Below are 25634 nucleotides of genomic sequence, written 5' to 3'. Positions count from 1 at the left end.
GCAAGGGGCGGGAGTTGTGCGCTGGGCGTGACGGGAGAAGCTCGCGGATCGCCTCGCCTGTTTGCTGCCCCGGAATTTCCAGAAACTGGCCGTGGGCCCGCTTTTCATCCCGATAGCCGAGCGGCCCTGTCGATCTTCTTCATTCCCCGACGTCGATGCGCAGAAGGAACGCGATCTGACCGAGCGCGGCAGCGAGCGCGGCTGCGAATACGATCCATGTCCCCAGGGCGGCGACGGCGAAACCCCCGACAAGCGGCAGAACGAACGCAGGTGCCGTCAGCGCGTTGAAATACCCGCTATAGGCGGGGCGCCGGTCGTCCGGCGATATTTCCATCAGCAATCCGATGACCGCAATCGTCAGGCCGTTCGCCAATGCGCCGAGACCGAAGAATACGGCCAGCAGGATCGGCATGGCTGCCTCCGGCGGCACGGGCAGCAGCAGAAGAGCGAGAAGCGCGATCGGCGGGGCCGTGCGGGCAATGGCGATCCCGCGCATCAGGCTCAACTTGCCCCGGCTGTCGCCCCACCAGCCCCATAGCGGATTTCCCGCAAGCGCGCCTGCGGTCTGGGCACCGAGCAGAAGCGCCACGTTCTCCAGACCCACCCCAAGCCCGTTGGCCGCGACGATGAAGAACGGAGCGGCAATGAGAACCGCGCCGCCGCACCATTGCGCAAAGACGAAGCGGCGGAACACCGGATCGTCCCGAAACGTCACGGCCCCCTCTCGCAGATAGGCGGTGAAGCTTGCCGCCGCTTTGGCGGGCGTCGTTTGTGCGGGCTCACCCATCGCGGTGAAGATGAAGGACGAGAGCAACATCAGGCACGCCGCAATCCCAAGCACCGCGGCATAGGAGATCGGGAAATCGAGCGTCCGGAGCAGATTATCCGCCAGCGCGGCGACAAGAAGGGCAACGACCCCTCCCCCGAAGAAGCGGATTGAAAGCATCCGGCTCCGCCGGTCAGACGGAACCGACCGGGCGACGATGTCGTTGTAGGGAACGCCGACGATCCCGCTGAGGAACGCATAAAGCACCCACAGCACAAGTGTCACCGCACCGAGCGCGGCGTAGCTCCAGCCGAGATTTGCGCCGACCCAGAGGGCGATCGCGAGCAGGGCAATGGCCGCCGTTCGTCCAAACGCGCCCAGGACATAGAACGGCATGGAGGACGCACCGCGACCGGCAAAATAGCCGACGAAGAGTTGCGGCAAGAGCCAGCCGAGGCGCAGGATCGTGGAAACGGCCCCCACGGCGACAGCGCTGCCGGTCAGTTGGAAGACCAGCGCCGACATGACCGTTGCACTGTCCACCGCCGCCGAACCGGCCTGGAATGCGGTGCCCGCGCCCGCGACGTGCCAGAAGCGGCGGCGGGGGGTCACGTCCCGCTCCAGTCCAGGGGGTCCACGAAGAGGCCAAACCAGACCGACCAGACACCCAGCCCGACAAAGATCATGCCCAGCAGCCAGCGACGTGGCCGCAACCAGTCCGCAAGCCGGTCAAGGGGCCGGGCAAGGCCGGGCGCGATGGAGAGCGGCAGGAGTGGAAGCGACAGTGCCAGGGCAAAGACCGCCATCATCAGGAAACCGGTCGTGGCCGAGCCGCTGACGGTCGCGGTGCCGATAAGCCCGAAAAGGACCGGCGCGGCGCAGGCGGGAATGTTCAGGCCGAAGGCCAACCCCTGAAGCAGCGGGTTGGAGGCGACCTTCCATCTTTCGGGCGCCAACCCGATGCGGTGGCGCATCATCTTGTCCCACCCCGCGAGGATCGCAAACCCGAGGCCCAGATAAATCGCGCCAAACGCCAGCCACGCGCCGGTTTGAACGTCGATGAGGCGCTGGCCCAGCACGACGATCAAGCCGCCAAACCCGCCCATCACGACGAGTCGCGCCAGTAGAAAGATCAAAGCCGCGCTGATCCGTTGACCCATCGGGCGGGTTCTCTGGCCGCCCAGAAACAGCATATGCGCGCCGATGGTGCAGGGTTCGACAAAACCGAGTAGCCCGAGGCCGAATGCAAGCAGCAGCGTCTGATAGGTGATCTCCATAGGCGCCTTGAAATTCGTTGAACTCGGAGCGCGATGCTAGACCTTCCGTCCGCAGGAAGGTCAAGCAACTCTTCCGTGAACTGACCTTGGCTGCATCGAAGAGTTTTTTCGATTCGGACGCAAACCGGCCCGTGGCGGTTGCCCGTCCATGTGACAGCCGTATCGCAGGGAGCGCCGCCGCCCTACCGGTTGGATTGCAGGACGACGCCCGCGAGGTAGAGCGAGCCGCAGATCAGCACCCGTGCGCCGGGGGATTTGGACAGGATCGCGCGCAGGGCGCTGGCGACATCCTCGGCGGGTTCGGCGTCAAGCCCCGCGGCGCGGGCATGGGCGACGGTTTCCTCCGCCGTGAGCGTCGCGGAGATACCGGGGATCGAGACGGCGTGCAGGCTTTCGGCCACCCCGGCCAGGGGGCGCATGAAACCGCCCGTGTCCTTGGTGTTCAGCATCCCGCAGATCATATGCGTCGGGCGCGGCGGCAGGCGCGAGAGCGATTCGACGACCGCCGCCGCCGCCGCCGGGTTGTGACCGCCATCGAGCCAGAGCTCGGACCCCGCCGCCTCGGCCAGGTCGACCAGCGGCCCGGCCTTGAGGCGCTGCATCCGGGCGGGCCAGACCGCGTTGGTGAGCGCCGCCTCGCAGGCCGCCTCGTCCTTGCCCAGGTGGCGCAGGGCGGCGATGGCGGTGCCCGCGTTCTGGACCTGGTGCGCGCCGACAAGGATCGGCATCGGCAGGTCAAGCAGCCCGGTTTCGTCCTGGTAGACCAGCCGCCCGCGTTCCTCCCAGACATGCCAGTGCTGGCCTTGCGCGATCAGGGGCACGCCAAGGCGGGCCGCCTGCGCCTCGATCACCTGCATCGCGTCGTCATGCTGCGGACCGACCACGCAGGGCACGCCGCGCTTGAGGATCCCGGCCTTCTCGAAGGCGATGCGGGCGATGGTGTCGCCCAGGTATTGCTCATGGTCCAGGTCGATGCGGGTGATCACCGTCAGGCGCGGTTGATCGACCACGTTGGTGGCGTCCAGCCGACCGCCCAAACCAGTCTCCAGCAAGGTGAAATCGGCCTTGATGCGGGCGAAGGCCAGAAACGCGGCGCAGGTCGTGATCTCGAAATAGGTGATACTGTCGGGCCCGTTCGCGGCCAGACATTCATCGAGGAAATCGCTGAGCACCTCCTCGTCGATCAGCTCCCCGGCCAGCCGGATGCGTTCGTGAAACCGGGCCAGGTGCGGCGAGGTGTAGACATGGGTGCTGTGGCCCGCGCCCTCCAGCCCGGCGCGGATCATGGCGAGCGTCGAGCCCTTGCCATTGGTCCCGGCGGCATGGATGACCGGCGGCAGGCGGCGTTCGGGATGATCCAGCTGGGCCAGAAGCCGGTGCATCCGGTCCAGCGTCAGGTCGATGATCTTGGGGTGAAGCGTCATCATCCGGTCAAGGAGGATGTCGGAGCGCGCCTCGGTCACGGGTTCTCAGCCGCGTCTTTCGGAGGGACAATCGCCGCCGCCTCATCCTCGGGCGCGGGCAGGTCGCCGCGCACCGGGGGCGGTTGATGGGTCAGCATCCGCAGGATCGAGACAAGCTCGTCCTTCATGTCCTTGCGGTGAGTCACCCGGTCCAGCATGCCGTGATCCAGCAGGTATTCGGAGCGCTGGAAGCCCTCGGGCAGGGTCTCGCGGATGGTCTGTTCGATGACGCGGGGACCGGCGAAGCAGATCAGCGCATTGGGTTCGGCGATCTGCACATCGCCGAGCATCGCGTAGGAGGCGGTGACGCCGCCCGTGGTCGGGTGGGTCAGCACGACGATGTATGGCAGGCCCGCCTCGCGCAGCATCTGGATCGCAACCGTGGCGCGGGGCATCTGCATCAGCGACAGGATCCCCTCCTGCATCCGGGCGCCACCGGCGGCGGAAAAAAGAACCAGCGGCAGCTTTCGCTCCACCGCGCGCTCGGCGGCGGCGATGATGGCGTTGCCGACGAACATCCCCATGGAGCCGCCCATGAAGCTGAAATCCTGCGCCGCGGCGACAATGCGGGTGCGCCCGACCTCACCCTCTGCGACCAGCATGGCCTCGGCCTCGCCGGTGTTGCGCTGGGCGGCGCGCATCCGGTCGGGATATTTCTTCTGGTCGCGGAAATGCAGCGGGTCGGCGACGGGGACGGGAACCTGCACCTCGGAGAAGACACCATTGTCGAAAAGCGCGGTGAACCGGTCGCGCGGGGTCAGGGCCATGTGGTGGTCGCAATTGGTGCAGACGTTCAGGTTCTCGGACAGTTCCCGGTGGAACAGCATCGAGCCGCATTCGTCGCATTTGGTCCACAGGTTCTCGGGCACCTCGCGGCGCGAGAACAGCGAGTTGATCCGGGGGCGGACGTAATTGGTGATCCAGTTCATGGTCTGCCTGACGCTTCCTTTGGTCGTTTGGTCCAGATAAGGCGCGATGCCGGGAAATGCAATTGACGCTTAGGCAGCGCGGCGCGAAAGGGCCATCCTGATCGCGGCGTAGATCACCACGGTCGTGGCGATGTCGCGCAGGATCAGCGGTTGCAGGATCTCGGCGTCCTGCGGCCCGAAGGGCGTCACATAGAGCGCCAAGCCGGAGAGGTTGCCATTCAGCGCCACGATCAGGATCGCCGCGACATTGTTGGCGAAGTGAAAGCCCCAGGCGGCCCCGATGGAGCCGGTGCGCGCCGTCAGGTCGGCGGCGCAGAGGCCGAAGACGCCCGCCGCCGCCACAATCATCCAGGCCAGGACCGGCGGATTGTTGGGGTCGAAATGGGCCGCCCCGAAGAGGAGCGAGGGGATCAGCATCCAGACCAGGGGGCTGTTGAACCGGGCGGCAAGCTGCTGCTGGATGTAGCCCCGGAAGAGGAGTTCCTCGGCCCCGGACTGGAACAGGATCGCGACCAGGGCGAGGGGCAGGAAGGACAACCACAGGTTGAGGTCTAGGCCGGGAAGGGGCTGGTAGCCATAGGGGATGAGGGTCGAGACGATGAGGACGGCGGCGCAGACCCCGGTGGCCCAGGCGAAATGGCGGATCACCCGGCGGCGGCGGCCAAGAAGCGTGTCGGGGCCGCGCCCGTGCAGGAGCCGCGCCGCCAGCATCGCGCCGAGACCGAGCCCGAAAAGCATCGACAGCACCAGCAGCGTCGATGTGGGCGTATCGGCGCGAGCCATCCGCGCCACCCATTCCGGGCCGCCGCTGCCCGACACAAGGTAGATCACCCCCACCACGGTGAAGAACCAGGCGATGGACGTGACCCCGACAAGGATCAGCCCGACGATCAGCCGCCAAAGCTGAGGCCGCGCCCGCGCCGGGGCGATGAATGCGTCATGCGCTTTTGTGGTCATCAGCTCGAATGCCTGTTCTTTTTTGTCAGCCTAAAGCACTTTGCGTTTGAATTGAATCGAAATGCGCTGCCTCTGCCTACGGTCGAACGCGCATTGCGATATGTCTGTTTTCAGATGAAACGCAAAGTGCTGTAACCTGCCCGCGCCGGGGCGGCAATCGCGCTTGTGCGGGTTTCCCTCGCGTTCTATTCCTCGACCGAGCCACGAAATGCGACCCGAGGAGCCACACCGATGCTGAAGAACAAGACCGACAAGTCCCGCCTGCCGAGCCGCCATGTCACCGAGGGTCCGGAACGCGCACCGCACCGGTCGTATTTCTACGCGATGGATTTGACCGAGGAACAGATCGACCAGCCCTTTGTCGGCGTCGCCACCTGCTGGAACGAAGCCGCGCCCTGCAACATCGCGCTCAACTGGCAGGCGCAATCGGTCAAGACCGGCGTGCTGGGCGCAGGCGGCACCCCGCGCGAGTTCACCACCATCACCGTCACCGACGGCATCGCCATGGGGCATGAGGGGATGCGGTCGTCCCTGGCCAGCCGCGAGGCGATCGCCGACACGGTCGAGCTGACCATGCGCGGCCATTGCTATGACGCGCTGGTGGGGCTTGCGGGCTGCGACAAGTCCCTGCCGGGGATGATGATGGCGATGATCCGGCTGAACACGCCCTCGGTGTTCCTCTATGGCGGCTCGATCCTGCCGGGCAAGGTGCCCGAGGGCGCGGATGTGCCGGAAGATTTCGCCACCCGCGACCTGACCGTGCAGGACATGTTCGAGGCGGTGGGCCGCTACCAGGCGGGTGATGTCTCGGAAGCGCAGTTGGCGGTTCTGGAGCGGGTCGCCTGCCCCTCCGCCGGGGCCTGTGGCGGGCAGTTCACCGCCAACACCATGGCCTGCGTCTCCGAGGCGATCGGGCTGGCGCTGTTCAACTCTTCCGGCATGCCCGCGCCGTTTGAATCGCGCGCCGAATACGGGGCGGCGTCGGGGGCCGCCGTCATGAACCTCATCGAGCGCAACATCCGCGCCCGCGACATCTGCACCCGCAAGGCGTTCGAGAACGCGGCGCGCGTCGTGGCCTGCACCGGTGGCTCGACCAATGCCGGTCTGCACCTGCCCGCGATGGCGCATGAGGCGGGGATCGACTTTTTCCTCGAGGATGTCTGCGACATCTTCCGAGACACGCCCTATTTCGTCGATCTGAAACCGGGCGGACAATATGTGGCGAAAGACCTCTACGAGGCGGGCGGCGTGCCGGTCGTGATGAAGGAATTGCGCAAGGCGGGGCTGATGCACGAGGATTGCATGACTGCGAGCGGCAGAGAAATGGGCGAGGAACTGGACCGGGTCGAGCGTGAGGCCGATGGCCGCGTGATCTATCCCATTGCGACACCGCTGACCAGGACCGGCGGGGTTGTCGGCCTGAAAGGCAATCTTGCGCCCGACGGGGCCATCGTCAAGGTCGCGGGCATGAGCGCCGAACAGCAGGTCTTTACCGGCCCCGCACGGGTTTTTGAAAGCGAAGAGGAGGCCTTTGCCGCCGTCAAGGCGCGCACCTATGAGGAGGGCGAGGTCATCGTCATCCGCAACGAGGGCCCGGCAGGTGGCCCCGGCATGCGCGAGATGCTGGCGACCACGGCGGCGCTGTCCGGTCAGGGCATGGGCAAGAAGGTGGCGCTGATCACCGATGGGCGGTTCTCGGGTGCCACGCGCGGCTTCTGCGTCGGCCATGTCGGGCCGGAAGCGGCGCATGGCGGGCCGATCGCGCTGCTGCGAAACGGCGACGTGATCACGATCAACGCGCAGACGGGCGAGCTGTCGGTCGATTTGACGGCCGAGGAGCTTGAGGCCCGCAAGGCGGAGTGGACCGGGCCGAAAGAGACCAACTATGCCTCGGGCGCATTGTGGAAATACGCGCAGCTTGTGGGGTCGGCGCGCTATGGGGCGGTCACCCATCCCGGCGCCAAAGAGGAGCGGCATGTCTATATGGACCTCTAGAAGCGGTTCATTGGTGCCGCGGCGCGGAATAAGGCCGCAGGCCGCCGCGCCATCGCCGACCCGCCCGCACGGGGCGGCGATACTGGGAGGTTTGCCCTGCGCTCCGAGGAGGTTCGGACTTGGCAGGCATAAATTGGTCAATACCACCGGCGGATCGCCACCCCGCGGGTCGCCGATGGCACGGATTGCGCTTGTGTCCACTCTGCTTCTCACGGCCTGCGGCGGCGCGGGGCCTCTGCGTGGCCTGCGCCCCGATCCGGGCCCGCCGCCCGCGCGCGAGGTAGCCGTCACAACCGACCAGGTCATCATCACCGGGCCGCAGGGCTTCTGTGTCGACCCAAGCTCGACCAATGACCGGGGTGCCACGGCCTTTGTCCTGCTTGGCAATTGCGCCGTCATTGCCAACCGCCGGTCCGAAGCGCAACCGGAGGTTCCGGCGGTTCTGACGGCCTCGGTCTCGCAACCCGACCCGCCGCAGAGCTTGCGCGAGACGATCCCCGAACTGGACCAGTTCTTTCAGTCCGAGGAGGGCCGCGAATTGCTGAGCCGCAACGGCGATGCCGGGACGGTCGAGATCCTCGACAGCTTTCACCAGGGTGACATCTATTTCCTGCGCGCACGCGACAGCAGCGCCGGGGAGGTCGAGGATGTGAGCGCGGAATACTGGCGCTCCTACCTCGATGTTGGCAACCGGATCGCCACGCTGACGGTGCTCGAAACCATCGAGACGCCGATCGAAAGCGAGGCGGCGCTGGCCACGTTGCAGGACTATACGAACGCGGTGATTGACGCGAATTCCGTGGCCGTCGCCGACCCGGTCGAGGCCCTGCCCGCAGCAGCGGAAGTGGCGGAGCCTCCGGCCCCACGGCAGCGCGGCGCCGGAACACTCTGGAATGTCGGATTGTTTCGGAGAATAATGGGGCGTTAACGAAAGGGCGGGATAAACCCGGCCAGGGTACGGGGCCGTAACGGGGGCATGACGGGAATGAGCGGGTTCATCGAAAAGCGGATGCTGCGCAGGTCGATCCGGAAATGGACCGCGCTGGCCGATAGGGTGCCTGGGATGAACGCCGAGGAACTGGTCGACCTGACCGCCACGGCGCGGGCCTTGCGGGTGCGGCTGGACAAGCTGACCAATGCTGCCGAGGCGGCGCTGATCCCCGATCCGCAAAGCGGCATCCTGCGCCCCGACCAATGCGATTGGGCCTGGCGGCCCGCACCCTGGTGCGAGCCTTGCGGGACCGTCGGCACCGTGGCGGCGGACAGCCCCCACAAGCTGTCGGACAATGTGACGCTGTTTCACGATTGCGCGCAGTCCGAGATCTGCCTGCGCCAGATCCGCAACGCCCGGCCCGAGGATGCGGCGGGCTATGCCACGCAGGTGGATGTCTACCGCTTCGACGGCTCGTTCCTGTCGCTGGTGCTGACCTTGCCCGATCCGGCGATCCGGCAGTTGACCCGCAACCATTTCATCACCCTGCGCTGCGACATGGCGCGGGAAAACCCGATCGAGGTCTATGCGCGGCTCAACGTGCAGCACGGGCCGAATACGGAACAGATCGTGCGGCAGGTGGAGTTCGTCGAGACCCGCGGGCTGGCCGAGTTCGACCTGGCCTATTCCAACATCAACGAAAAGCGGGTCGAGAAGATCTGGATCGACCTGATCTTTGACAATCCCGGCATGAACCAGGTCCTTCTGCGCGACCTGACCCTGACCCGCGCCCCGCGCGCCGATATCTGAAGGAGGGCACGAGATGGCCGAGATCACCCTGACCCGCACCCGCCTGACCGCTGGCCGCTACGAGGGCGTGCTGGCCTGTTCCGGCACGCCGCCGGTGATCGAGGCGGTGCATCTGGACCGCGTCTTGGGCGGCGTCGAGGTCAGCGAGATGGAGAGCCATCCGGGCCATCACCTGGTGGGGCTCGACCTGCCCACCTCGGTCCTGTCGGACGGGGTGCAGACGGTGAACTTGCGCAGCGCCGCTGACAACGAGGTGCTGGACCGCATCACGATCCTGGCCGGTGAGCCGCTGGAACACGACATCCGCGCCGAGATCGTGCAATTGCGGGAGGAGCTGGAGCTGTTGAAGCGCGCGTTCCGGCGGCATTGCGTGGAGACGGGGGCGGATTGACGGATCGGTGATGGGGGAGGTCCTGTGTAGGCTCCGACCTTGCCGAGAAGGGGCATAATGCAGTCCGGACCAATATCTGTTGATGGCCCTGTCTGACCTACAGGCTACCCAATCGCTGGATTTCACTGCGTGTCTCGCTGGCCATGCTGCGTAGCCATGCGGCAAACCTTTGTACCTGGGGTCTCTTTGCAGCATCAGGACGAAGCTTGAGCCTGTAGGGATGCGGCGCTGCAAGGTGTTGGGACACCGGGAACGGGTGGACGATGGTTCCGTCTTCCAGATCGTTCAAGACCAGAGACAAGCCGCACACCAGAAATCCCACGTTCTGGCGCACCGCCTCCAACGCGACCCGGGCATTTGGATAATGGACCCCGCGATCCGGGCCACGTTCGCGATGGCCAAACCTCTGAAACCACTCGACCCATCCAGGGTGATTAATGCTATCCCGCTGTCCTTTGAGGTGCAGTAGCGGCATCCCCTCCATCTGCAGGACCGGGTCCCAATCTGCAATACGGCGCGGATTGTCGGGGCCGGTTACGGGCAACAAGACGTCGGTAAACAGGGGCTCGCCAGCGCCTTCTCCGTAGTCGATACGTATATCGGGCGCACCCAACCTCAAAGGGACATCTCCAGCCCCGTTTATGCAGAACAGGATGTTTGGATGTTCGGCACGGAAGGCGCCGATACGCGGTGCCAGCCAGAGTTCGGCCCAATCCGGGTCTGCGACCATCTGTATTTCGCTGACACGTTGGAAGTCGAGCGCATCTGTCACCCGTTCGAGTGCGGCAAACGCCATCTGCAAGTCAGCAAGAGCGTGTTCAAGCTGCGGCGTCGGTTGCAATCCCGAACGCCCTCTCAACAAGAGATCGGACCCCAGGTAGTCTTCAAGCGTTCTGACACGCTGCCCGACGGCTGCAGGTGTGATACCAAGCGTGTCCGCCGCAGCCTTCAACGACCCCTTTCGGATGGCGAGCTCGACGGCCTGTAAGGATCTGAGATGCGTTAAGGCGACCATAAGTAAAGAATACCTTTAGCTCGCAAAATATCAAAGCTGATTATTGTAAAAAACCTTTACCGGTATAAAGAAAATTGAGTTTTGAGATTGGCCGATGGCCATGCAGAGTCATGGAACGACAGCATTTGAAGCATCAAAGGAAATCAGTAAATGGACCGTTATATCATCGAACGCGACATCCCTGGCATCGGCGAGTTTTCCCTGACCGAACTTTGCGGTGCCGCCCGGGCGTCAAACCAGGCACTGGAGACCATCGGCCCTGGCATTCAGTGGCAGCACTCCTATGTCGCAGGAGAAAAAACCTTCTGCGTCTACCTTGCCAAGAGTGAGGAAGAAATCAGCAGGCATGCGGAGCTGAGCGGAATCCCCGTATCCAAGGTCACCAAGATTTCTCAGATCATTGATCCGTTGACCGCCAACAACTGAATCTCAGTTGGCATCAAGAATACCGGCGACCGTTTATCAATGGTCGTCGGGATTTCTCGGCACGACCTGAAGTCCTGCAGGCAGGTAGTTCACCATTCCTACCGGCTGTCGCTGGTCTGCGAGGGTTCGGGCGGTTTTCCTTGATCGCTTTGGACCCGCTATCCCCACGACATCACACCAACACCCCACCCCTCTGACGCCGCGTTCTGCGTGACAAGCCGCGCCCCTCGCGTCATCTTGGCGCGAAATTGGGAGACCGCCATGTCACATAGCCTCTATCCGCATCTTCTGGCCCCGCTCGATCTCGGCTTCACCACGCTCAGGAACCGGGTTCTGATGGGCTCGATGCACACGGGCCTGGAGGAAACCAAGGACTGGCCCCGCGTGGCCGAGTTCTATGCCGAGCGTGCGCGCGGGGGTGTGGCGCTGATCGTGACGGGCGGCATGGCCCCCAATGCCGAGGGTGGTGTGTTTCCGGGGGCGGCGGGGCTGTACACCCCGCAGGATATCGAGAACCACCGGGTGATCACGGATGCGGTGCATGAAGCGGGCGGCAAGATCGCGATGCAGATCCTGCATGCGGGGCGCTATGCCTATTCGCCCGATTGCGTCGCGCCCTCGCCGGTGAAATCCCCGATCTCGCCCTTTCCGCCGAAGGAGTTGGACGAGGAGGGGATCGAGAAGCAGATCGCCGATATTGTCACCGCGGCCACCCGTGCGCAGGAGGCAGGCTATGACGGGGTCGAGGTGATGGGGTCGGAGGGCTATTTCCTCAACCAGTTCATCGTGACGCATACCAACAAGCGCACCGACCGGTGGGGCGGCAGCTATGAGAACCGCATCCGCCTGCCCATCGAGGTCGTGCGGCGCGTGCGCGAGGCGGTGGGGCCGGAGTTCATCCTGATCTATCGGCTCAGCATGATCGACCTGATCCCCGATGGCTCGACGCATGAGGAAGTGGTGCAATTGGCCCAGGAGGTGGAGAAGGCTGGGGCCACGATCATCAATACCGGCATCGGCTGGCACGAGGCGCGGGTGCCGACCATCGCCACATCCGTTCCGCGCAAGGCCTTTGCCTGGGTCACGAAAAAGCTGATGGGCAAGGTGGGGATTCCGGTCATCACCTCGAACCGGATCAACATGCCCGATGTGGCCGAGGAGGTTCTGGCGGACGGCTGCGCCGACATGGTCTCGATGGCCCGGCCCTTCCTGGCGGATGCGGATTTCGTCAACAAGGCCGCCGAGGGGCGGGCCGATCAGATCGCGCCCTGTATCGCCTGCAACCAGGCCTGCCTGGATCACACATTCAGCGGCAAGCTGACCTCGTGCCTGGTCAATCCGCGCGCCTGCCATGAAACGGTGCTGACCTATGCGCCGACCGAAACCCCCAAATCCATCGCCATTATCGGCGCAGGCGCGGCGGGGCTGTCGACCGGCATCATCGCGGCGGAGCGCGGGCATCGGGTGACGATCTTCGACAAGGCCGACCGGATCGGCGGGCAGCTCAACATGGCCAAGGCCATTCCCGGCAAGGAGGAGTTCATCGGCCTCGTCGATTGGTATGCGCGCATGGTCGAGACGGCGGGGATCACCTTGAAGCTTGGCACCGCGCCCGGGGTCGAGGATCTGCGCGGTTTCGACGAGGTGGTGATCGCCACCGGCGTCACCCCGCGCGATCCGCAGATTCCGGGGCAGGACGGGCCGAACGTCCTGTCTTACGTCGATGTCCTGCTGCACAAGGCCCCGGTGGGCAAGCGCGTGGCCGTGATCGGCGCGGGCGGGATCGGCTTCGATGTCGCCGAGTTCCTGGTGCATGAGGGCGAGAGCCCGACCGAGGACTTGACCTTGTGGAAGACCGAATGGGGCGTCAGCGACCCGGCCCGGGATCGCGGCGGCGTCGCGCCCGAAGGCCCGCGGCCCGAAGCGCCCGCACGGCAAGTGACGTTGTTGCAAAGGAAGAACGAGAAGCCCGGCAAGCGGTTGGGCAAGACCACGGGCTGGATCCATCGCGCAGCGTTGAAGATGAAACAGGTCGAGATGGCCGCCGGTGTGAATTACGAGCGCATCGACGAAAAGGGCCTGCATATCAGCTTTGGCGAGGCGCGCGAGAACCCGACGCTGATCGAGGCCGATACCATCGTGCTCTGTGCCGGGCAGGTCTCGAACCGCAGCCTGGCGGACGAGTTGGAGGCGGCGGGGATCGAGGCCCAGGTGATTGGCGGCGCGGACGTGGCGGCGGAACTGGATGCCAAGCGGGCGATCAACCAGGGCGCGCATCTGGCGGCGGTTCTGTAACCTCTGGCCGGTGCGCGGCTTTCGGGTTCGAATTGCTGCGCAATCCGACCGATGCGAGGGGCGTTGCCCCTCGCGCTCCCCAGGATATTTTCAGAACAAAGAAGATGGGCAGAGCTCTTTGTGGACAATCCTGCCGTGGCGGTCGGACTGTATCGGGTTTCGCCACAATCATGGTGTCCCCGCCATTAACGATCCGCCGTAATACCCGTGTTTGGCCCGCCGCGCTCCGTAATCGCGCCGCATTTGGAAACGATACCTGTTCCTGAAGTTACTCAAGTGAACAGGTGAACGAATGGACCGTCTGACAGAAATGGAAGCCTTCGCCACGGTTGTGGACCAGGGCGGCTTCACGGACGCGGCCAGAAAGATGGGCATCTCCAAGTCGGCGGTGTCCAAGCATGTCTCGAGCCTTGAAACCCGGCTTGGGGCGCGCCTGCTCAACCGCACCACGCGCCGCGTCAGCCCGACCGAGATCGGGCTTGCCTATTACGACCGCGCCCGCCGGGTGCTGAACGATGCGGGCGAGGCCGACGCGCTGGTCACCGCCATGCAAAGCGCGCCCTCGGGGATGCTGCGGGTGTCCGTCGCGACCGATTTCGGCGTCAATCACCTGTCGCCCATCCTGGGCGGGTTCCTGCATGAATATCCCGATATCACTGTCAACATGGTGCTGAACAACCGCTACGTGGAGTTGATTTCCGAAGGCTTCGACATGGCCATCCGGGTGGGTGAGCTGGAGGACAGTTCCCTGCGCGCCCGCAAGCTGACCGAGACCACCAAGCGGATGATCGCGAGCCCGGATTATTTCAAGAAATTCGGCCGACCCCAGAAGATCGACGACCTGAACGATCACAAGCTGCTGCACTATTCCAACCAGGCCGCGGGCAATGTGTGGAAGATCACGGCGCCCTCGGGCGAGAAGCGCCAGGTGCGCACCGCCGGGTCGCTGACCGTGAATGACGGGCAATCGTTGCTCAACGCCGCCGTGGGCGGGCTTGGCATCGCCTATCTGCCGTCCTTCCTCTACGCCGATTATGTGCGCAACGGGCTGCTGGAGGATGCGATCCCCGATCTGCCGATGGAGACGCAGGGCATCTATGCCGTCTATCCGCCGGGGCGCTACACGCAACCGAAAGTGCGTGCCTTCATTGATTTCCTCGTCGACAAGTTCCGCGAAAAGGGCCCCGACGAGTGGTAACATCCGAGACCTGAGTTCATGCCAACCCCGCGCGCGTCCGTCCCGCGGGGCACCTTGAAGCGCCGCTCATATCCTGGGCGGCGCTTTTTTCGTCAAGGGGATCATCGCGCGACGATGACAACCTCGACCCGGCGGTTGCGCTGGCGGCCCTCGTCGCTGGCGTTGTTGGCGCGCGGGGCCAGGTATCCCACGCCCTCGGCGGCCAGTTGGGCGGGTTCCGTCCCCAGGCTGTCGATCAGGTGTTCGCGCACCGCGACGGCGCGCGCGCGGCTGAGGGCGATATTGCCTTCCAGAGACCCCTCGGCATCGGTATGGCCGACCAGAACCACGCGGGTGTCGGGGTGGTCGGCGAGATAGGCGGCAAGGTCTTCCAGCGACGGATAGTCACGATCCGAGAGGGTGGCCGATCCGGTGTCGAATTGCAGATCCGCCAGCGTCGCGGCACCGACCCGGTCGAGGCGGTCATGCAGGCCCACGATCTCATCCCCGGCGGGCGAGCGGGTCGAGACGCCGACGTCGAGATCGGCCATGTCGGCGGGGCTGATCCGCACCATGTGGACATAGCCACGGTTCCCCCCGCGTGAGGTCAGCAGGCCGATATACTCGGTGCCCTCGCCGATCCTGGCCTCGGCCACGAGGTAGGAATATTCGCCCAGATCGACATGCATCGCGGGTTCCGGCGTCACGTCCATCGCGAAGCGGAAATCGAACCCGCCACAGAGCACCGTGTCGCAGGCGAAGATGGCCTCATACCCCTGCGCCTCCAACTGGTCCCGCAGAAGCGCCATGAGCCGTGCCGCACTGCCCGCGTAATCCTGCACCTGCCAGACCGAGCGGGACAGCGCACCTTCGACCACCAGCATATCGGCGCTGGAGCCGAGCCAGGGCGAGACCGGCAGGCTATAGGTGGTCGCGGTCTCCACCTCCTCATGCGCCAACTCGGCAGCGCCGGGAAGCTCCAGCTCCAGCGCGGCGGCGGGCGTGGCGAGCGCCAGCAGCGATATGAGGGCGGCGCGGATCACCGGTTCTGGCCGTGGTATTCCGCATTGGGGCGCATATCGACGGCCGAGGCCATGCGGTTGGTCATGTTGAAGAACGAGGCCACGGCGGCAATGTCCCAGATGTCGCGGTCGGAAAACCCGTGATCGCGCAGGCGCTGGCGGTCGGGTTCCTCGATGCGGTAGCTGGCCTCCGTCATCTGCACCGCGAAATCCAGCATGGCGCGCTGGCGCGCATCGAGCGGCGCGACGCGGTAATTCATCACCAGCGCCTCGCCCAGGGCCGGGTCGCCGGACAATTCGCGCACCGCCTGGCCGTGGGCGACAAGGCAGTAGAAGCAGCGATTGACCGAGGAGACCGCGACCGCGATCATCTCGCGTTCCAGCTTGGTCAGGTTGCTGTCACCCAACATCAGGTCGTTATAGATGCCCGTAAAGGCGTTCAGCTTGGCCTCGTCGAAGGCATAGGCGGCCAGCACGTTGGGGATGAGGCCCAGTTTCTCGGCGCAGATGTCGAAGTATTTCTGCGTCCGCTCGGGCAGCGGGTCCATCGGCGGCAGGTCCAGCGCGGTGGCGTTGGGGTCGGGTTTCATATCAGGCGTGGCCTTTCTTGATGCGGTAGAAATAGTGGCTTTCGGGCGACATTCCCAGAGACCTGTAGAGCGATTGCGCCGCCTCGTTGGTCCGAACGACCAGAACGGCAATTTCCCGCGCATTCTGACGCGCGGCCCAGTTGGCGGCACCCTGCATCATCTTGCGGGCGATGCCTTGGCGGCGGGCCTCGGGCACGACCTCCAGCGCGTGCAGCATGGCGATGGGGCCGTGACAGGCGATGAAACCGGTTGCGATGGGGCGGTCGCGGTGGCGGCCCATCAGCGCGGTCTTGGGGCCGGTGGCGCGCTCCATCACCGCAAGTCGCGCGGGGCCGATGCCGCCCGACGCCCAGATCTCGGCCTGCACCGCAAGCGGCGGCCAGGAGGGGATGGTGTCGAGCCGCCCCAGATCGGCGGTGAGAGTGGAGACCGGGCAAGTGAGCACATCGACCGGGTCGATCACGTCGTAGCCGCGCGCGGCAAGCTCGGCGTCCAGTGCAGCCTCGCCATGGCGCAGTTGAAAGAGCGGCTCCTGCCCCAGTTTGGCCAGCGCGGCCTCGGCCAGGGGGATGTCATCCGGCTCCCAATCCCGCACGGCACTGACAGAAGACACCCGCTTGCCCCCGCCACGCCCCTCGCGCACCAGCCAGGGACCGTGACTGTGCAGCGCGGGGGCGGGCCAGGTGGCCTCGATGGCGTCGAAAAGGGCGGTTTCGCGCAGGCTCATCTGCGGACGTGGAAAAGCCGCGCAAGCTCGGTGATCACGGCATCGACCGCCGCGCCATCGGTCGAGCGCACCACGATGTTGGAGCCGAAAACCCCGTCGCGGGTGAAGGGATACGATCCGATGGAGACTTCGGGATGTGCCTTTGCCACTTCGCCCAACGGCCCCGCGATGTCACCCTCGCCGCGCAGGACGCGCAGGCTCTGGCTGAGCACCTGTTCGCCGCTGGCCAGCGTCGGCACGATGGAGGCGACCATCGCCTCGAACACGGCAGGCACCCCGGCCATGACATGCACGTTTTCAACCGTGAAGCCCGGCGCGACGGAAACCGGGTTCTCGATCAGCGTCGCCCCGTCGGGAATACGGGCCATGCGCATCCGGGCTGCGTTGAACTCCATCCCCGCGCGGTCGTAATGCGCCTGCATCAATTCGCGGGCATCGTCGCGCACGTCGAGGCCCACGCCGAACGCCTCGGCGATCGCATCGGCTGTGATGTCGTCATGCGTCGGGCCGATCCCGCCCGAGGTGAAGACATGGTCATAGGCGGTGCTGAGGGCGCGAACGGCGTCGATGATGACGGCGATATTGTCGGGGACCATGCGCACCTCGGCCAAAGTGATGCCGTGGCTGGTCAACTCCTGCGCCAGGTGGTTGGTGTTGCTGTCCCTGGTGCGGCCCGAAAGGATCTCGTCCCCGATCACCAGCATCGCCGCGGTTGGATTTGCCATGCGCCTCTGTCCCTCTGTTTCGCGGGAATCCTAGCTTGCCGCGCGGCGCAGGGCCAGAGACACGCGCGATTTCCATCACTGGAAACTGACCGCCGCTTGGCCTATCTAGGGGCCGACCCCCGAGGTGGAGAAGATCATTGGACGATTTCAAAGGCCGGCTCACCCGCGACGGCATCCGCATTCATGGACCCGAGGATTTCGCAGGCATGCACAAGGCAGGGGCCTTGGCCGCCCGCATCCTTGACGATATCGCGGGCCATGTCGTGCCCGGTGCCACCACCGGCGCGATAGATGCCGAGATCGAGCGGCTGGTGACCGAGGCCGGGGCCAAATCGGCCACGATCGGCTACAAGGGCTATCAGCACGCCAGTTGCATCAGCGTGAACCATGTCGTCTGCCACGGGATACCGGGCGACAAGGTACTGAAGGAGGGCGATATCCTGAATATCGACGTGACCGTGATCGTCGATGGCTGGTTCGGCGATACATCCCGCATGTATGTCGCGGGCCGGATCCCGCGCAAGGCCGAACGGCTGGTGCAGATCACCCATGACGCGCTGATGAAGGGGATCGAGGCGGTCAAGCCCGGCAACACCTTCGGCGATATCGGCCACGCGATCCAGAGCTTCGTGGAAAGCCAGCGCATGTCGGTGGTGCGCGATTTCTGCGGGCATGGGTTGGGGCAGGTGTTTCACGCCCCGCCCAACGTGCTGCATTACGGGCGGCCGGGGCAGGGGCCGAAGCTGGAGGAAGGCATGTTCTTCACCATCGAGCCGATGGTCAACCTGGGCCGGGCCGAGACCAAGGTGCTGGCCGATGACTGGACCGCCGTGACCCGCGACAAGAGCCTGAGCGCGCAGTTCGAGCATTCCATCGGCGTGACGGCGGAGGGGTACGAGATCTTCACCCTGTCGCCGGGCGGCAAATTCCACCCGACATATGAGGTTTGACATGATCCTGCGATCCATCCTGACCGCCGGCGCGCTAGCGCTGGCCGGGGCCGCATCCGCGCAAGAGGCAAGCGTCGAGTTCAACCTGTTCGAGTTCGAAGGCGCCTACCGCGCGCAGGATTTCCATTTCGACGCCCGCTATACCGAGCGCTTCGGCATCGAGGTGCCGGTGCCGTTCTCGGTCTCGGTGCCCGAGCGCGGCGATGTGGCGCTGATCGCCGATGGTCAGCCCGATGGCGGGGCTTTCGTGAAATTCACCTTCGCCACCGACACCGAGCCGCGCCAGTTCCTGGAGAACATCCAGGTCGTGACCGTCTCCATCCCGATGGCCGAGGAGGCGGAGGATCCCCCGCGCACCCGCGTCGCCATCGCCGCGCAGGTCTTGCAGGAGCAGCTTTACCCGCGCGCCGTGGAGGGGTTCGAGGAGCCGCGGATGCTGGCCGTCGAGCAGATCGACTTTGGCGACGTGACGGGCGTGCATCTGATCGCAACCTATACCGACCCCGCGATCGGCCCGATGCTGCTGCGCCTGACCGCGATGCTGCACCCCGATCAGCCGGAAAGCTACGTCACCATATCGAACATCAACCTGGACCTCGTGCCGGTCGAGGATGGCGTCACTCTGGCGGCCTCGCTGACGGGTCGGCTGCTGAACTCCTGGGACTATCCCTAACCGGGCGTTAACCTTTGGATGGCTAGGGTCGGGTATGACCCGATTGACCGACCGATTCAGCGAAGCGCCCCTGCCGGGATTCGACCTTGCCACGCCCGTGTCGCGACCGCACGATCCCGGCGCGGCCCTGGTCGAGGATCACCGCAAGAACCACCGCGTCCGGCTGCGCCAGCGCTTTACCGAGGGCGGCGCGCAGGCGGTGCCGGATTACGAATTGCTGGAAATGGTTCTGTATCGGGCGATCCGGCGCGGCGATACCAAGCCGCTGGCGAAACGGTTGCTCAAGCGCTTCGGCGACCTCAACCATGTCCTTGCCGCCCCGCCCGCGCGGCTGCGCGATGTCGAGGGCGTCGGCGATGCCGTGGTGTTCGAGCTGAAACTGATGGAGGCCGTGGGCCACCGCATGGCCCGCGCCAAGATCATCCGGAAACCGGTCCTGTCCTCCTGGGACAGCCTGCTGGAATATTGCCAGACCGCCATGGCGCATGGCGATATCGAGCAGTTCCGGGTGCTGTTCCTGGATCGCAAGAACGTGCTGATCGCGGATGAGCAGCAAAGCCGGGGCACGGTCGATCACGTCCCGGTCTATCCGCGCGAGGTGGTGAAACGGGCGCTGGAGTTGAACGCCTCGGCGATCATCCTGATCCACAACCACCCGTCGGGTGACCCGACGCCGTCGGAAAGCGACATCTCGATGACCTACGCGATCCGCGACGCGGCGGAGGTGTTGGGGATCGTGATCCATGACCACCTGATCATCGGCAAGGCGAGCGAGTTAAGTTTCCGAAGCGCGGGCTATCTGTAAGGGGGATGAGGCCCGCCCTCGGGCCGCGAACGCGCTCGGTCGACCGAGCGCGGTGCCGCCCGGCCAAACCCATCGAGACGCCGATCACCGCAGCCAGACCTCCACCCGGCGGTTCACCGCGCGCCCCGCGGCGGTGTCGTCACAGGCCATCGGCAGCGCCTCGCCGAAAGCCTCGACGCGCAGCCGGATGCGGTTGAGATCGCCATCCGAGGCCGCCGCCATCACCGCCAGCCGCACCGCCTCGGCGCGTCCGCGCGCCAGCCGCAGGTTCGCACCCGCGTTGCCCTGGCTGTCGGAAAACCCCACGAAGACCAGGTCTCGCCCGTCATAGGCCCCACGTTCGATGGCGCGGGACAGCCGTGCGACGGCGCTGAGCGATTGGGCGTCCAGCTCGGTCGTGCCATCGCCGAAGCGGAAGGTGGGCGACAGGCGCTCGGCCCCGGCCATGGCGGCGACCATCTCCTGCAAATCCTCAAGATCGACCTCCTCGCCCGCCGCTGCCACCGCGTTGGCCAGCCTCTCGCCTTGTTCCCGCAGGGGTTGTGCGGTGATCGCCTGGTTGACGAAGCCAAGGCGGCGGATCACCCGGTCGGCGTCCTGGCTTTCGAAAAAGGCCAGGAACTCGCGGCCAAGCTGCGGCATCCGGCGGACGGGCAGGTAGACGAACAAGGGCGCCGTCAGGGGGTAATCCTCGGATTTCAGGCTGTCGGGCGTGGCGTGCTGGATGAAACCGCAGACCCCGCGCAGGGGCACAAGGCGCGCATTGCCGATCTCGGAATAGCTGCCGATCCCGATGGCGAAGGGGTCGGCGGCGACCGCATCGGCAAGCGCCGCCGTGCTGGCATGGCGGATGATCGTGGCCGCGGGCTGGCGGTCGAACGGGGCGAGGATGCGGGTCTCCACATCCTGCGCGTGGCCGGTCGAGGGCTCCAGAAGGTGCAGCGCGATGGGCGCGTCGGGGCCGTCCATGTCCTGCCAATTGGTCACCTCGCCCGCGAAGATCCCCGCCAGATCCTCCAGCGACAGCGCGTCCACCGGGTTGCCGGGTGCCACCAGCGGCACCAGCGCGTCCAGCCCGATGATCCGGCTGCGCGCGACCATCGAGATGTCGCCCTGATCGGCGGCGCGGGCGGCGGCGGCCTCGGTTTCGTCGGGCTGGCGCGTGGCCAGCGCGATGTCGGTCTCGCGCGCCAGAAGGGCCGCCAGCCCCTCATCGGTGCTGGTCCCGGTGACATGGAACCGCGCCGCGACCTGCGCATCCTCGCGGATCAGCGAGAACACCGAGCGGTCGGCATCCAGCACCTGCCGCCGCAGGGTCAGGTCGCGGCTGGCTGCAAAGCGGGCGACGAGGGCCGGGAACAGCTGATCGGTGATCGCGGAGGCTCCGGCAAAGCGGATCTCGGCGACGTAGTTTTCCAGGTCGGGGCAGCCGGGGCCACGGCAGGTCACACCCTGGGCGCTGACGGTCAGCGGCCCGTAGATGCTGTCGACGCGGTAATATTCCCCGTCGAACCCGATCAGCGTGCCGGAGAGTTCGACGCTTCCGTCATGGCTGCGCAGGGCCACATCCTGTGCGGAGGCGGGCAGGGCGGTGCTCAACATCAAAAGGGCGGCCATGACAGCCGCCCCCAGGTAAGAGTGCATGGGAGTGTCAGCGCCGATCAGGTCTCAGTTGGTGGCGACTCTCAAGTCCTGCAACAGATTTTGCAACACCAGATAATCGCCCACGGCGTCGCATCCGGGCACGGTGAAGGTCAGTTCGATCACCGCGACCGCGCCTTCCTCGTCCGATTCAAGCGTGCGCGCGAGGGTGTCCTGGCCGCAATTGGCCTCGGTCACTTCGGCCTCGATCGAGAGGCGCACGGTGCCGTCGCCGTTCAGCGTATCGCGCGGGAAAGTGTAGATCTCGGCCAGCATTGGCGCGTCCACATCGGTGGTGCCGAGGCGGGTCAGGAAGCCGCCTTCGCCCGCCTCCGCGCGGGCGGGTGTGCCGGGGTTCTCGCGCCAGATATGGCCGGGATCGCCATAGGTCGCGCCGAACTCCATCGCGTGAAGCTCCAGCGCGCGATCCTCGTTCCATTGCAGGCCGACGCGGGTGTAATCGCCGATATCGGGCAGGCCCGCCAGCGCCGAGGCCGAGGCCCCGTCGGGCATGCGCACGGTAAAGAAGGCGGGGCTTTCAAAGGCCGGGATGTCCATCGTGAGGATGCCCATCACGTCGGTCTGGCCGGTCAGGTTCAGGCCGGAATGTTCCACCACGACACGGGCATTGCCCTGGCACGGGTCCATGATGTCGAGGGCCACCATGGCGCCGGGGCGGGCCTCGGTGGTGACGGTCAGGCCGCAGGGCAGGCCGAAGGGGCTGAGCGCCTGATCGGTCACGATCTCGGGCGCGTCGGCCTGGGCCAGACGCTCGGGCCGGGCGGCACCGGGCATCGGCAGGGTGGGCGCGACGGGCGCGTTCATCGGCGCGATGATCGGGACCGGCGTGGGGGCTGTCTCCGTGGTCACGGCCTCGGCGTCCAGCGCCACCGGCATGGGCTCGGGCGCGGCAGGGGCGACGGGCGTGATCGCGGCAACCCGGGGCGCGGGCGTCTCGGCAGAGCCCCCGGCCTGCATGTAGAGCGCGGCGCTGCCGACAATGCCGAGGCCCACGGTGAGGGCAATCGCTGCTTTGGGTTTGCTGATCATGGACATGCCTCCGGGCGGGTCGATTTCCCGGAAACAATCGCGTTCAATTGGGGCGAGAATACGGAGCCTTGGTGGTAATCCGGGGGAAATGCGCGCAGGCTGTGGCCCCCGCGCATCGCCCGATCCGGTGTCAGGCCAGCCGCCCGTGGCAATGCTTGAACTTCTTGCCCGAGCCGCAGGGGCAGGGGTCGTTGCGGCCCGGATTGCCCCAGGTCGCGGGGTCGTTCTCGTCGAACCCGGCGGCCTGGTCATCGGGGGCGGAACCCGGTGTCGGGGTCGCTTGCGCTGCGGCCTGGGCGGCGGCCTGGCGTTCCTTCATCTGGCGCATGACCTCGGCCTGTTGTTCCGGCGTCATCGGCTGGATGCGGGAAAGTTTCTCGGTCACATCGGCGCGCAGGCTGTCCAGCATCCCCTCGAAGAGCTGGAAGCTCTCGGTCTTGTATTCGTTCAGCGGATCGCGCTGCGCATAGCCCCGGAAGCCCACGACCGAGCGCAGGTGTTCCAGCGTCACCAGATGTTCGCGCCATTTCGCGTCGATGGTCTGCAAGAGAAGCTGCTTTTCGATCTGGCGCATGTTCTCGGGCCCGAAATCCACCGCCTTCTTGGCCATGAACGCATCCGACGCCTTGATGATGCGTTCGCGGATATCGTCATCGTCGACGCCTTCCTCCTCGGCCCATTCGCCGATGGGCAGGTCCAGCGACAGGGCCTGCTTGACCGCCTCGTGCAGCCCGTCCGTGTCCCACTGATCGGCGTAGGAGCGGGGCGGCATGTAGGTTTCGATCATGTCATCGACGACCTGGTGGCGCATGTCCTCGGCCACGTCGTTGATATCCTCGGCGGCCATGATCTCCAGCCGCTGGCCGAAGATCACCTTGCGCTGGTCGTTCATCACGTCGTCGAACTTGAGCAGTTGTTTGCGGATGTCGAAGTTGCGCCCCTCGACCTTGGCCTGGGCGCGTTCCAGCGATTTGTTGACCCAGGGGTGAACGATGGCCTCGCCTTCCTCCATGCCCAGGGTCGACAGCATCTTGTCCAGCCGCTCAGAGCCGAAAATGCGCATCAGGTCATCTTCGAGGCTGAGGAAGAAGGAGGAACGGCCGGGGTCGCCCTGACGGCCCGACCGGCCGCGCAACTGGTTGTCGATGCGGCGGCTTTCGTGGCGTTCGGTGGCCAGAACGTAGAGACCGCCCGCCTCCTTCACCGCCTGTTCATCGGCGGCGTGTTCCTCGATGATCCGCGCGCGAATCTCGTCGGGGTTGGCGTCGGGGTCTGCGGCGATGGCCTCCATGATCTGGAAATCGACATTGCCGCCCAGTTTGATGTCGGTGCCGCGCCCGGCCATGTTGGTGGCGATGGTCACCGCGCCCAGTTTGCCGGCATCGGCGATGATCTGCGCCTCCTGCTCATGCTGGCGCGCGTTCAGCACGTTATGCTTGAGCTTGGCCTTGGTCAGCAATTGGCTGAGCATCTCGGATTTCTCGATCGAGGTGGTGCCGACCAGGACCGGCTGGCCCTTTTCGTGGGCTTCGCGGATTTCCTCGACAATGGCGGCGTATTTCTCGGTGCCGGTGCGGTAGACGCGGTCATCCTCGTCTACCCGCGCAATCGGCTGGTTGGTGGGGATCTCGACCACGCCAAGCCCGTAGATCGAGGCGAATTCCTCGGCCTCGGTGGCGGCGGTGCCGGTCATGCCGGACAGCTTGTCATAGAGGCGGAAATAGTTCTGGAAGGTCACAGAGGCCAGCGTCACGTTTTCGGGCTGGATATTCGCGCCTTCCTTGGCCTCGATCGCCTGGTGCAGACCGTCGCTGAGGCGGCGGCCCGGCATCATCCGGCCGGTGAATTCGTCGATCAGCACGACTTCGCCATCGCGCACGATGTAATCCTTGTCGCGGGTAAAGACCTTGTGCGCGCGCAGCGCGTTGGTGGCGTGGTGGACGATTGTGGTCGACTCGGGGTCATAGAGGCTCTGCTCCTCGGGCAGGATGCCGACCTCGTGCAGCTTTTCCTCCATGAACTCGTTGCCCTCGTCGGTGAAGGTCACCGCGCGGGTCTTTTCGTCCAGGGTAAAATGGCCTTCCTGCACATGCGGGATGACCTCGTTCATCGAGATATAGAGGTCCGAGCGGTCATCGGCGGGGCCCGAGATGATCAGCGGCGTGCGCGCCTCGTCGATCAGGATCGAGTCGACCTCATCGACAATCGCGAAATTATGTCCGCGCTGCGCCATGTCTTTCAGCGTGGGCCGCATGTTGTCGCGCAGATAATCAAACCCAAGCTCGTTATTGGTGGCATAGGTGATGTCGGCGGCGTAGGCGTCGCGTTTCTCGGCATCGGGCTGGCGCGGATAGACGACGCCGGTGGACAGGCCAAGCGCGGTGTAGACCTTGCTCATCCATTCGGCGTCACGCTTGGCCAGGTAGTCGTTGACGGTCACGACATGCACGCCCTTGCCGGACAGCGCGTTGAGATAGGCGGGGAAGGTGGCGACAAGGGTCTTGCCCTCGCCGGTCTTCATCTCGGCGATATTGCCCTGGTGCATGAAGACCCCGCCCATCAACTGCACGTCGAAGGCGCGCAGGCCCAAAGCACGCCGCGCGGCCTCGCGGCAATTGGCAAAGGCTTCGGGCAGGAGATCGTCCAGCGCTTCGCCATTCTGGGCGCGCAGGCGCAGGTCGGCGGTCTTGGCGACGATCTCGGTATCCGAGAGCTTCTCGAACTCGGGCTCCAGCGCGTTGATCTTTTCGATGATCGGACGGGCGGCTTTGACCTTGCGGTCATTCGGTGTGCCGAAGACCTTTTTCGTGAGTGTTCCTAACCCAAGCATTTTTTCTATCGCCTTCCGCTGAATTGCGCCCCGGATGCGGGCGCATGGGACCGTTCCTGTTGGCATCGGGTTGTTCGGCCGGTTGCGGCAGTCTAAAACGACCCCCAAGTAAGGCTAAGCCCGATGCCGAACCCGAAAGGGACATAAGGGGCTGCCGGAAATGTGTCAACGCAGCCGGGGGACCGCCCC

General features: G+C 65.4%; 23 protein-coding genes. 10 read left to right on the top strand and 13 right to left on the bottom strand.

Annotated elements, in window-relative coordinates; genetic code table 11:
* Window positions 1-139: 139 nt before the first annotated feature.
* From AC13C7_RS16790 to AC13C7_RS16770, 5 genes are all read right to left on the bottom strand, one after another.
* Complete coding sequence (locus AC13C7_RS16790; protein ID WP_172318404.1) at window positions 140-1378, bottom strand: MFS transporter; 1239 nt, start codon at window positions 1376-1378, stop codon at window positions 140-142.
* On the bottom strand, window positions 1375-2043 hold the full coding sequence (locus tag AC13C7_RS16785; RefSeq protein ID WP_482868146.1) for an urease accessory protein UreH domain-containing protein: 669 nt from the start codon (window positions 2041-2043) through the stop codon (window positions 1375-1377). The genes AC13C7_RS16790 and AC13C7_RS16785 overlap by 4 nt, the downstream gene beginning before the upstream one ends.
* 182 nt (window positions 2044-2225) lie before the next feature.
* On the bottom strand, window positions 2226-3470 hold the full coding sequence (locus AC13C7_RS16780) for a bifunctional folylpolyglutamate synthase/dihydrofolate synthase (protein ID WP_446122094.1): 1245 nt from the start codon (window positions 3468-3470) through the stop codon (window positions 2226-2228).
* 32 nt (window positions 3471-3502) lie between these two features.
* On the bottom strand, window positions 3503-4435 hold the full coding sequence (gene accD / locus AC13C7_RS16775) for an acetyl-CoA carboxylase, carboxyltransferase subunit beta (RefSeq protein ID WP_446122083.1): 933 nt from the start codon (window positions 4433-4435) through the stop codon (window positions 3503-3505).
* A gap of 69 nt (window positions 4436-4504) precedes the next feature.
* Window positions 4505-5392, bottom strand: a complete 888-nt coding sequence (locus AC13C7_RS16770; RefSeq protein ID WP_482868145.1) for a CPBP family intramembrane glutamic endopeptidase — start codon at window positions 5390-5392, stop codon at window positions 4505-4507.
* 231 nt (window positions 5393-5623) lie between these two features.
* Here AC13C7_RS16770 and ilvD point away from each other — a divergent pair, with 231 nt between their 5' ends.
* The 4 genes from ilvD (at window position 5624) to AC13C7_RS16750 (ending at window position 9519) form a co-directional block, all read left to right on the top strand.
* Window positions 5624-7387, top strand: coding sequence for a dihydroxy-acid dehydratase (ilvD, locus tag AC13C7_RS16765; RefSeq protein WP_482868144.1), 1764 nt, complete (start codon window positions 5624-5626; stop codon window positions 7385-7387).
* A 193-nt stretch (window positions 7388-7580) separates the two neighbouring features.
* The gene (locus AC13C7_RS16760) at window positions 7581-8315 is read left to right on the top strand and encodes a hypothetical protein (RefSeq protein ID WP_172318416.1); all 735 of its coding nucleotides are present in this window, start codon (window positions 7581-7583) and stop codon (window positions 8313-8315) included.
* Between the two features lie 57 nt (window positions 8316-8372).
* Entirely contained in the window at window positions 8373-9128 is a 756-nt protein-coding gene (locus AC13C7_RS16755; RefSeq protein WP_172318418.1) for a DUF6478 family protein, read from the top strand.
* Between the two features lie 13 nt (window positions 9129-9141).
* On the top strand, window positions 9142-9519 hold the full coding sequence (locus AC13C7_RS16750; protein ID WP_172318420.1) for a hypothetical protein: 378 nt from the start codon (window positions 9142-9144) through the stop codon (window positions 9517-9519).
* A 97-nt stretch (window positions 9520-9616) separates the two neighbouring features.
* Here the strand turns inward: AC13C7_RS16750 and AC13C7_RS16745 are convergent, their stop codons facing one another.
* Window positions 9617-10534, bottom strand: a complete 918-nt coding sequence (locus AC13C7_RS16745) for a LysR family transcriptional regulator (protein WP_172318422.1) — start codon at window positions 10532-10534, stop codon at window positions 9617-9619.
* A 150-nt stretch (window positions 10535-10684) separates the two neighbouring features.
* Here AC13C7_RS16745 and AC13C7_RS16740 point away from each other — a divergent pair, with 150 nt between their 5' ends.
* From AC13C7_RS16740 to AC13C7_RS16730, 3 genes are all read left to right on the top strand, one after another.
* On the top strand, window positions 10685-10960 hold the full coding sequence (locus AC13C7_RS16740) for a DUF4242 domain-containing protein (protein ID WP_172318424.1): 276 nt from the start codon (window positions 10685-10687) through the stop codon (window positions 10958-10960).
* Between the two features lie 261 nt (window positions 10961-11221).
* A complete protein-coding gene (locus tag AC13C7_RS16735) occupies window positions 11222-13255 on the top strand; it encodes an FAD-dependent oxidoreductase (protein ID WP_482868143.1) in 2034 nt (677 codons plus the stop codon).
* Window positions 13256-13547: 292 nt separating this feature from the next.
* Window positions 13548-14453, top strand: coding sequence for a LysR family transcriptional regulator (locus AC13C7_RS16730; RefSeq protein WP_172318428.1), 906 nt, complete (start codon window positions 13548-13550; stop codon window positions 14451-14453).
* Between the two features lie 101 nt (window positions 14454-14554).
* Here the strand turns inward: AC13C7_RS16730 and AC13C7_RS16725 are convergent, their stop codons facing one another.
* Genes AC13C7_RS16725 through AC13C7_RS16710 form a run of 4 tightly spaced genes read right to left on the bottom strand, consistent with a single transcriptional unit; the run spans window position 14555 to window position 17496 of the window.
* On the bottom strand, window positions 14555-15475 hold the full coding sequence (locus tag AC13C7_RS16725; protein WP_482868142.1) for an OmpA family protein: 921 nt from the start codon (window positions 15473-15475) through the stop codon (window positions 14555-14557).
* Window positions 15472-16044 (bottom strand): peroxidase-related enzyme, encoded by a 573-nt coding sequence (locus tag AC13C7_RS16720; RefSeq protein WP_172318432.1) that lies wholly within the window; start codon window positions 16042-16044, stop codon window positions 15472-15474. The genes AC13C7_RS16725 and AC13C7_RS16720 overlap by 4 nt, the downstream gene beginning before the upstream one ends.
* Window position 16045: 1 nt before the next feature.
* Window positions 16046-16771, bottom strand: a complete 726-nt coding sequence (locus tag AC13C7_RS16715; protein ID WP_482868141.1) for a GNAT family N-acetyltransferase — start codon at window positions 16769-16771, stop codon at window positions 16046-16048.
* The gene (locus AC13C7_RS16710; protein ID WP_172318435.1) at window positions 16768-17496 is read right to left on the bottom strand and encodes a competence/damage-inducible protein A; all 729 of its coding nucleotides are present in this window, start codon (window positions 17494-17496) and stop codon (window positions 16768-16770) included. The genes AC13C7_RS16715 and AC13C7_RS16710 overlap by 4 nt, the downstream gene beginning before the upstream one ends.
* Before the next feature lie 137 nt (window positions 17497-17633).
* On the opposite strand from AC13C7_RS16710, the gene map reads away from it, so the two are divergent.
* From map to radC, 3 genes are read left to right on the top strand one after another with little or no spacing between them, the layout of a single operon-like run.
* Window positions 17634-18446: a type I methionyl aminopeptidase gene (gene map / locus AC13C7_RS16705; protein ID WP_172318437.1), complete on the top strand. Its 813-nt coding sequence runs from the start codon at window positions 17634-17636 to the stop codon at window positions 18444-18446.
* 1 nt (window position 18447) lies between these two features.
* On the top strand, window positions 18448-19119 hold the full coding sequence (locus tag AC13C7_RS16700; RefSeq protein WP_482868140.1) for a hypothetical protein: 672 nt from the start codon (window positions 18448-18450) through the stop codon (window positions 19117-19119).
* Between the two features lie 34 nt (window positions 19120-19153).
* Window positions 19154-19924, top strand: a complete 771-nt coding sequence (radC, locus tag AC13C7_RS16695) for a RadC family protein (protein ID WP_482868139.1) — start codon at window positions 19154-19156, stop codon at window positions 19922-19924.
* Window positions 19925-20008: 84 nt separating this feature from the next.
* Here the strand turns inward: radC and AC13C7_RS16690 are convergent, their stop codons facing one another.
* From AC13C7_RS16690 to secA, 3 genes are all read right to left on the bottom strand, one after another.
* On the bottom strand, window positions 20009-21541 hold the full coding sequence (locus AC13C7_RS16690; RefSeq protein ID WP_482868138.1) for a phosphate ABC transporter substrate-binding/OmpA family protein: 1533 nt from the start codon (window positions 21539-21541) through the stop codon (window positions 20009-20011).
* A gap of 51 nt (window positions 21542-21592) precedes the next feature.
* Entirely contained in the window at window positions 21593-22615 is a 1023-nt protein-coding gene (locus AC13C7_RS16685; RefSeq protein ID WP_172318445.1) for a hypothetical protein, read from the bottom strand.
* A gap of 130 nt (window positions 22616-22745) precedes the next feature.
* A complete protein-coding gene (gene secA / locus AC13C7_RS16680) occupies window positions 22746-25445 on the bottom strand; it encodes a preprotein translocase subunit SecA (RefSeq protein ID WP_482868137.1) in 2700 nt (899 codons plus the stop codon).
* Window positions 25446-25634 lie beyond the last annotated feature (189 nt).

This window comes from Alterinioella sp. B-7, assembly GCF_056857775.1.
The sequence above is the reverse complement of the archived record's forward strand: the minus strand, read 5'-3'. Positions and strand labels throughout refer to the sequence as shown.

Coding starts and splice junctions, on each gene's coding strand:
- accD (WP_446122083.1), bottom strand. CDS start 4,435: ATGAACTGGATCACCAATTACGTCCGCCCCCGGATCAACTCGCTGTTC.
- AC13C7_RS16730 (WP_172318428.1), top strand. CDS start 13,548: ATGGACCGTCTGACAGAAATGGAAGCCTTCGCCACGGTTGTGGACCAG.
- AC13C7_RS16735 (WP_482868143.1), top strand. CDS start 11,222: ATGTCACATAGCCTCTATCCGCATCTTCTGGCCCCGCTCGATCTCGGC.
- AC13C7_RS16780 (WP_446122094.1), bottom strand. CDS start 3,470: ATGATGACGCTTCACCCCAAGATCATCGACCTGACGCTGGACCGGATG.
- ilvD (WP_482868144.1), top strand. CDS start 5,624: ATGCTGAAGAACAAGACCGACAAGTCCCGCCTGCCGAGCCGCCATGTC.
- AC13C7_RS16770 (WP_482868145.1), bottom strand. CDS start 5,392: ATGACCACAAAAGCGCATGACGCATTCATCGCCCCGGCGCGGGCGCGG.
- AC13C7_RS16745 (WP_172318422.1), bottom strand. CDS start 10,534: ATGGTCGCCTTAACGCATCTCAGATCCTTACAGGCCGTCGAGCTCGCC.
- secA (WP_482868137.1), bottom strand. CDS start 25,445: ATGCTTGGGTTAGGAACACTCACGAAAAAGGTCTTCGGCACACCGAAT.
- AC13C7_RS16700 (WP_482868140.1), top strand. CDS start 18,448: ATGATCCTGCGATCCATCCTGACCGCCGGCGCGCTAGCGCTGGCCGGG.
- AC13C7_RS16755 (WP_172318418.1), top strand. CDS start 8,373: ATGAGCGGGTTCATCGAAAAGCGGATGCTGCGCAGGTCGATCCGGAAA.
- AC13C7_RS16685 (WP_172318445.1), bottom strand. CDS start 22,615: ATGATCAGCAAACCCAAAGCAGCGATTGCCCTCACCGTGGGCCTCGGC.
- radC (WP_482868139.1), top strand. CDS start 19,154: ATGACCCGATTGACCGACCGATTCAGCGAAGCGCCCCTGCCGGGATTC.
- AC13C7_RS16740 (WP_172318424.1), top strand. CDS start 10,685: ATGGACCGTTATATCATCGAACGCGACATCCCTGGCATCGGCGAGTTT.
- AC13C7_RS16785 (WP_482868146.1), bottom strand. CDS start 2,043: ATGGAGATCACCTATCAGACGCTGCTGCTTGCATTCGGCCTCGGGCTA.
- AC13C7_RS16710 (WP_172318435.1), bottom strand. CDS start 17,496: ATGGCAAATCCAACCGCGGCGATGCTGGTGATCGGGGACGAGATCCTT.
- AC13C7_RS16690 (WP_482868138.1), bottom strand. CDS start 21,541: ATGGCCGCCCTTTTGATGTTGAGCACCGCCCTGCCCGCCTCCGCACAG.
- AC13C7_RS16715 (WP_482868141.1), bottom strand. CDS start 16,771: ATGAGCCTGCGCGAAACCGCCCTTTTCGACGCCATCGAGGCCACCTGG.
- AC13C7_RS16750 (WP_172318420.1), top strand. CDS start 9,142: ATGGCCGAGATCACCCTGACCCGCACCCGCCTGACCGCTGGCCGCTAC.
- AC13C7_RS16720 (WP_172318432.1), bottom strand. CDS start 16,044: ATGAAACCCGACCCCAACGCCACCGCGCTGGACCTGCCGCCGATGGAC.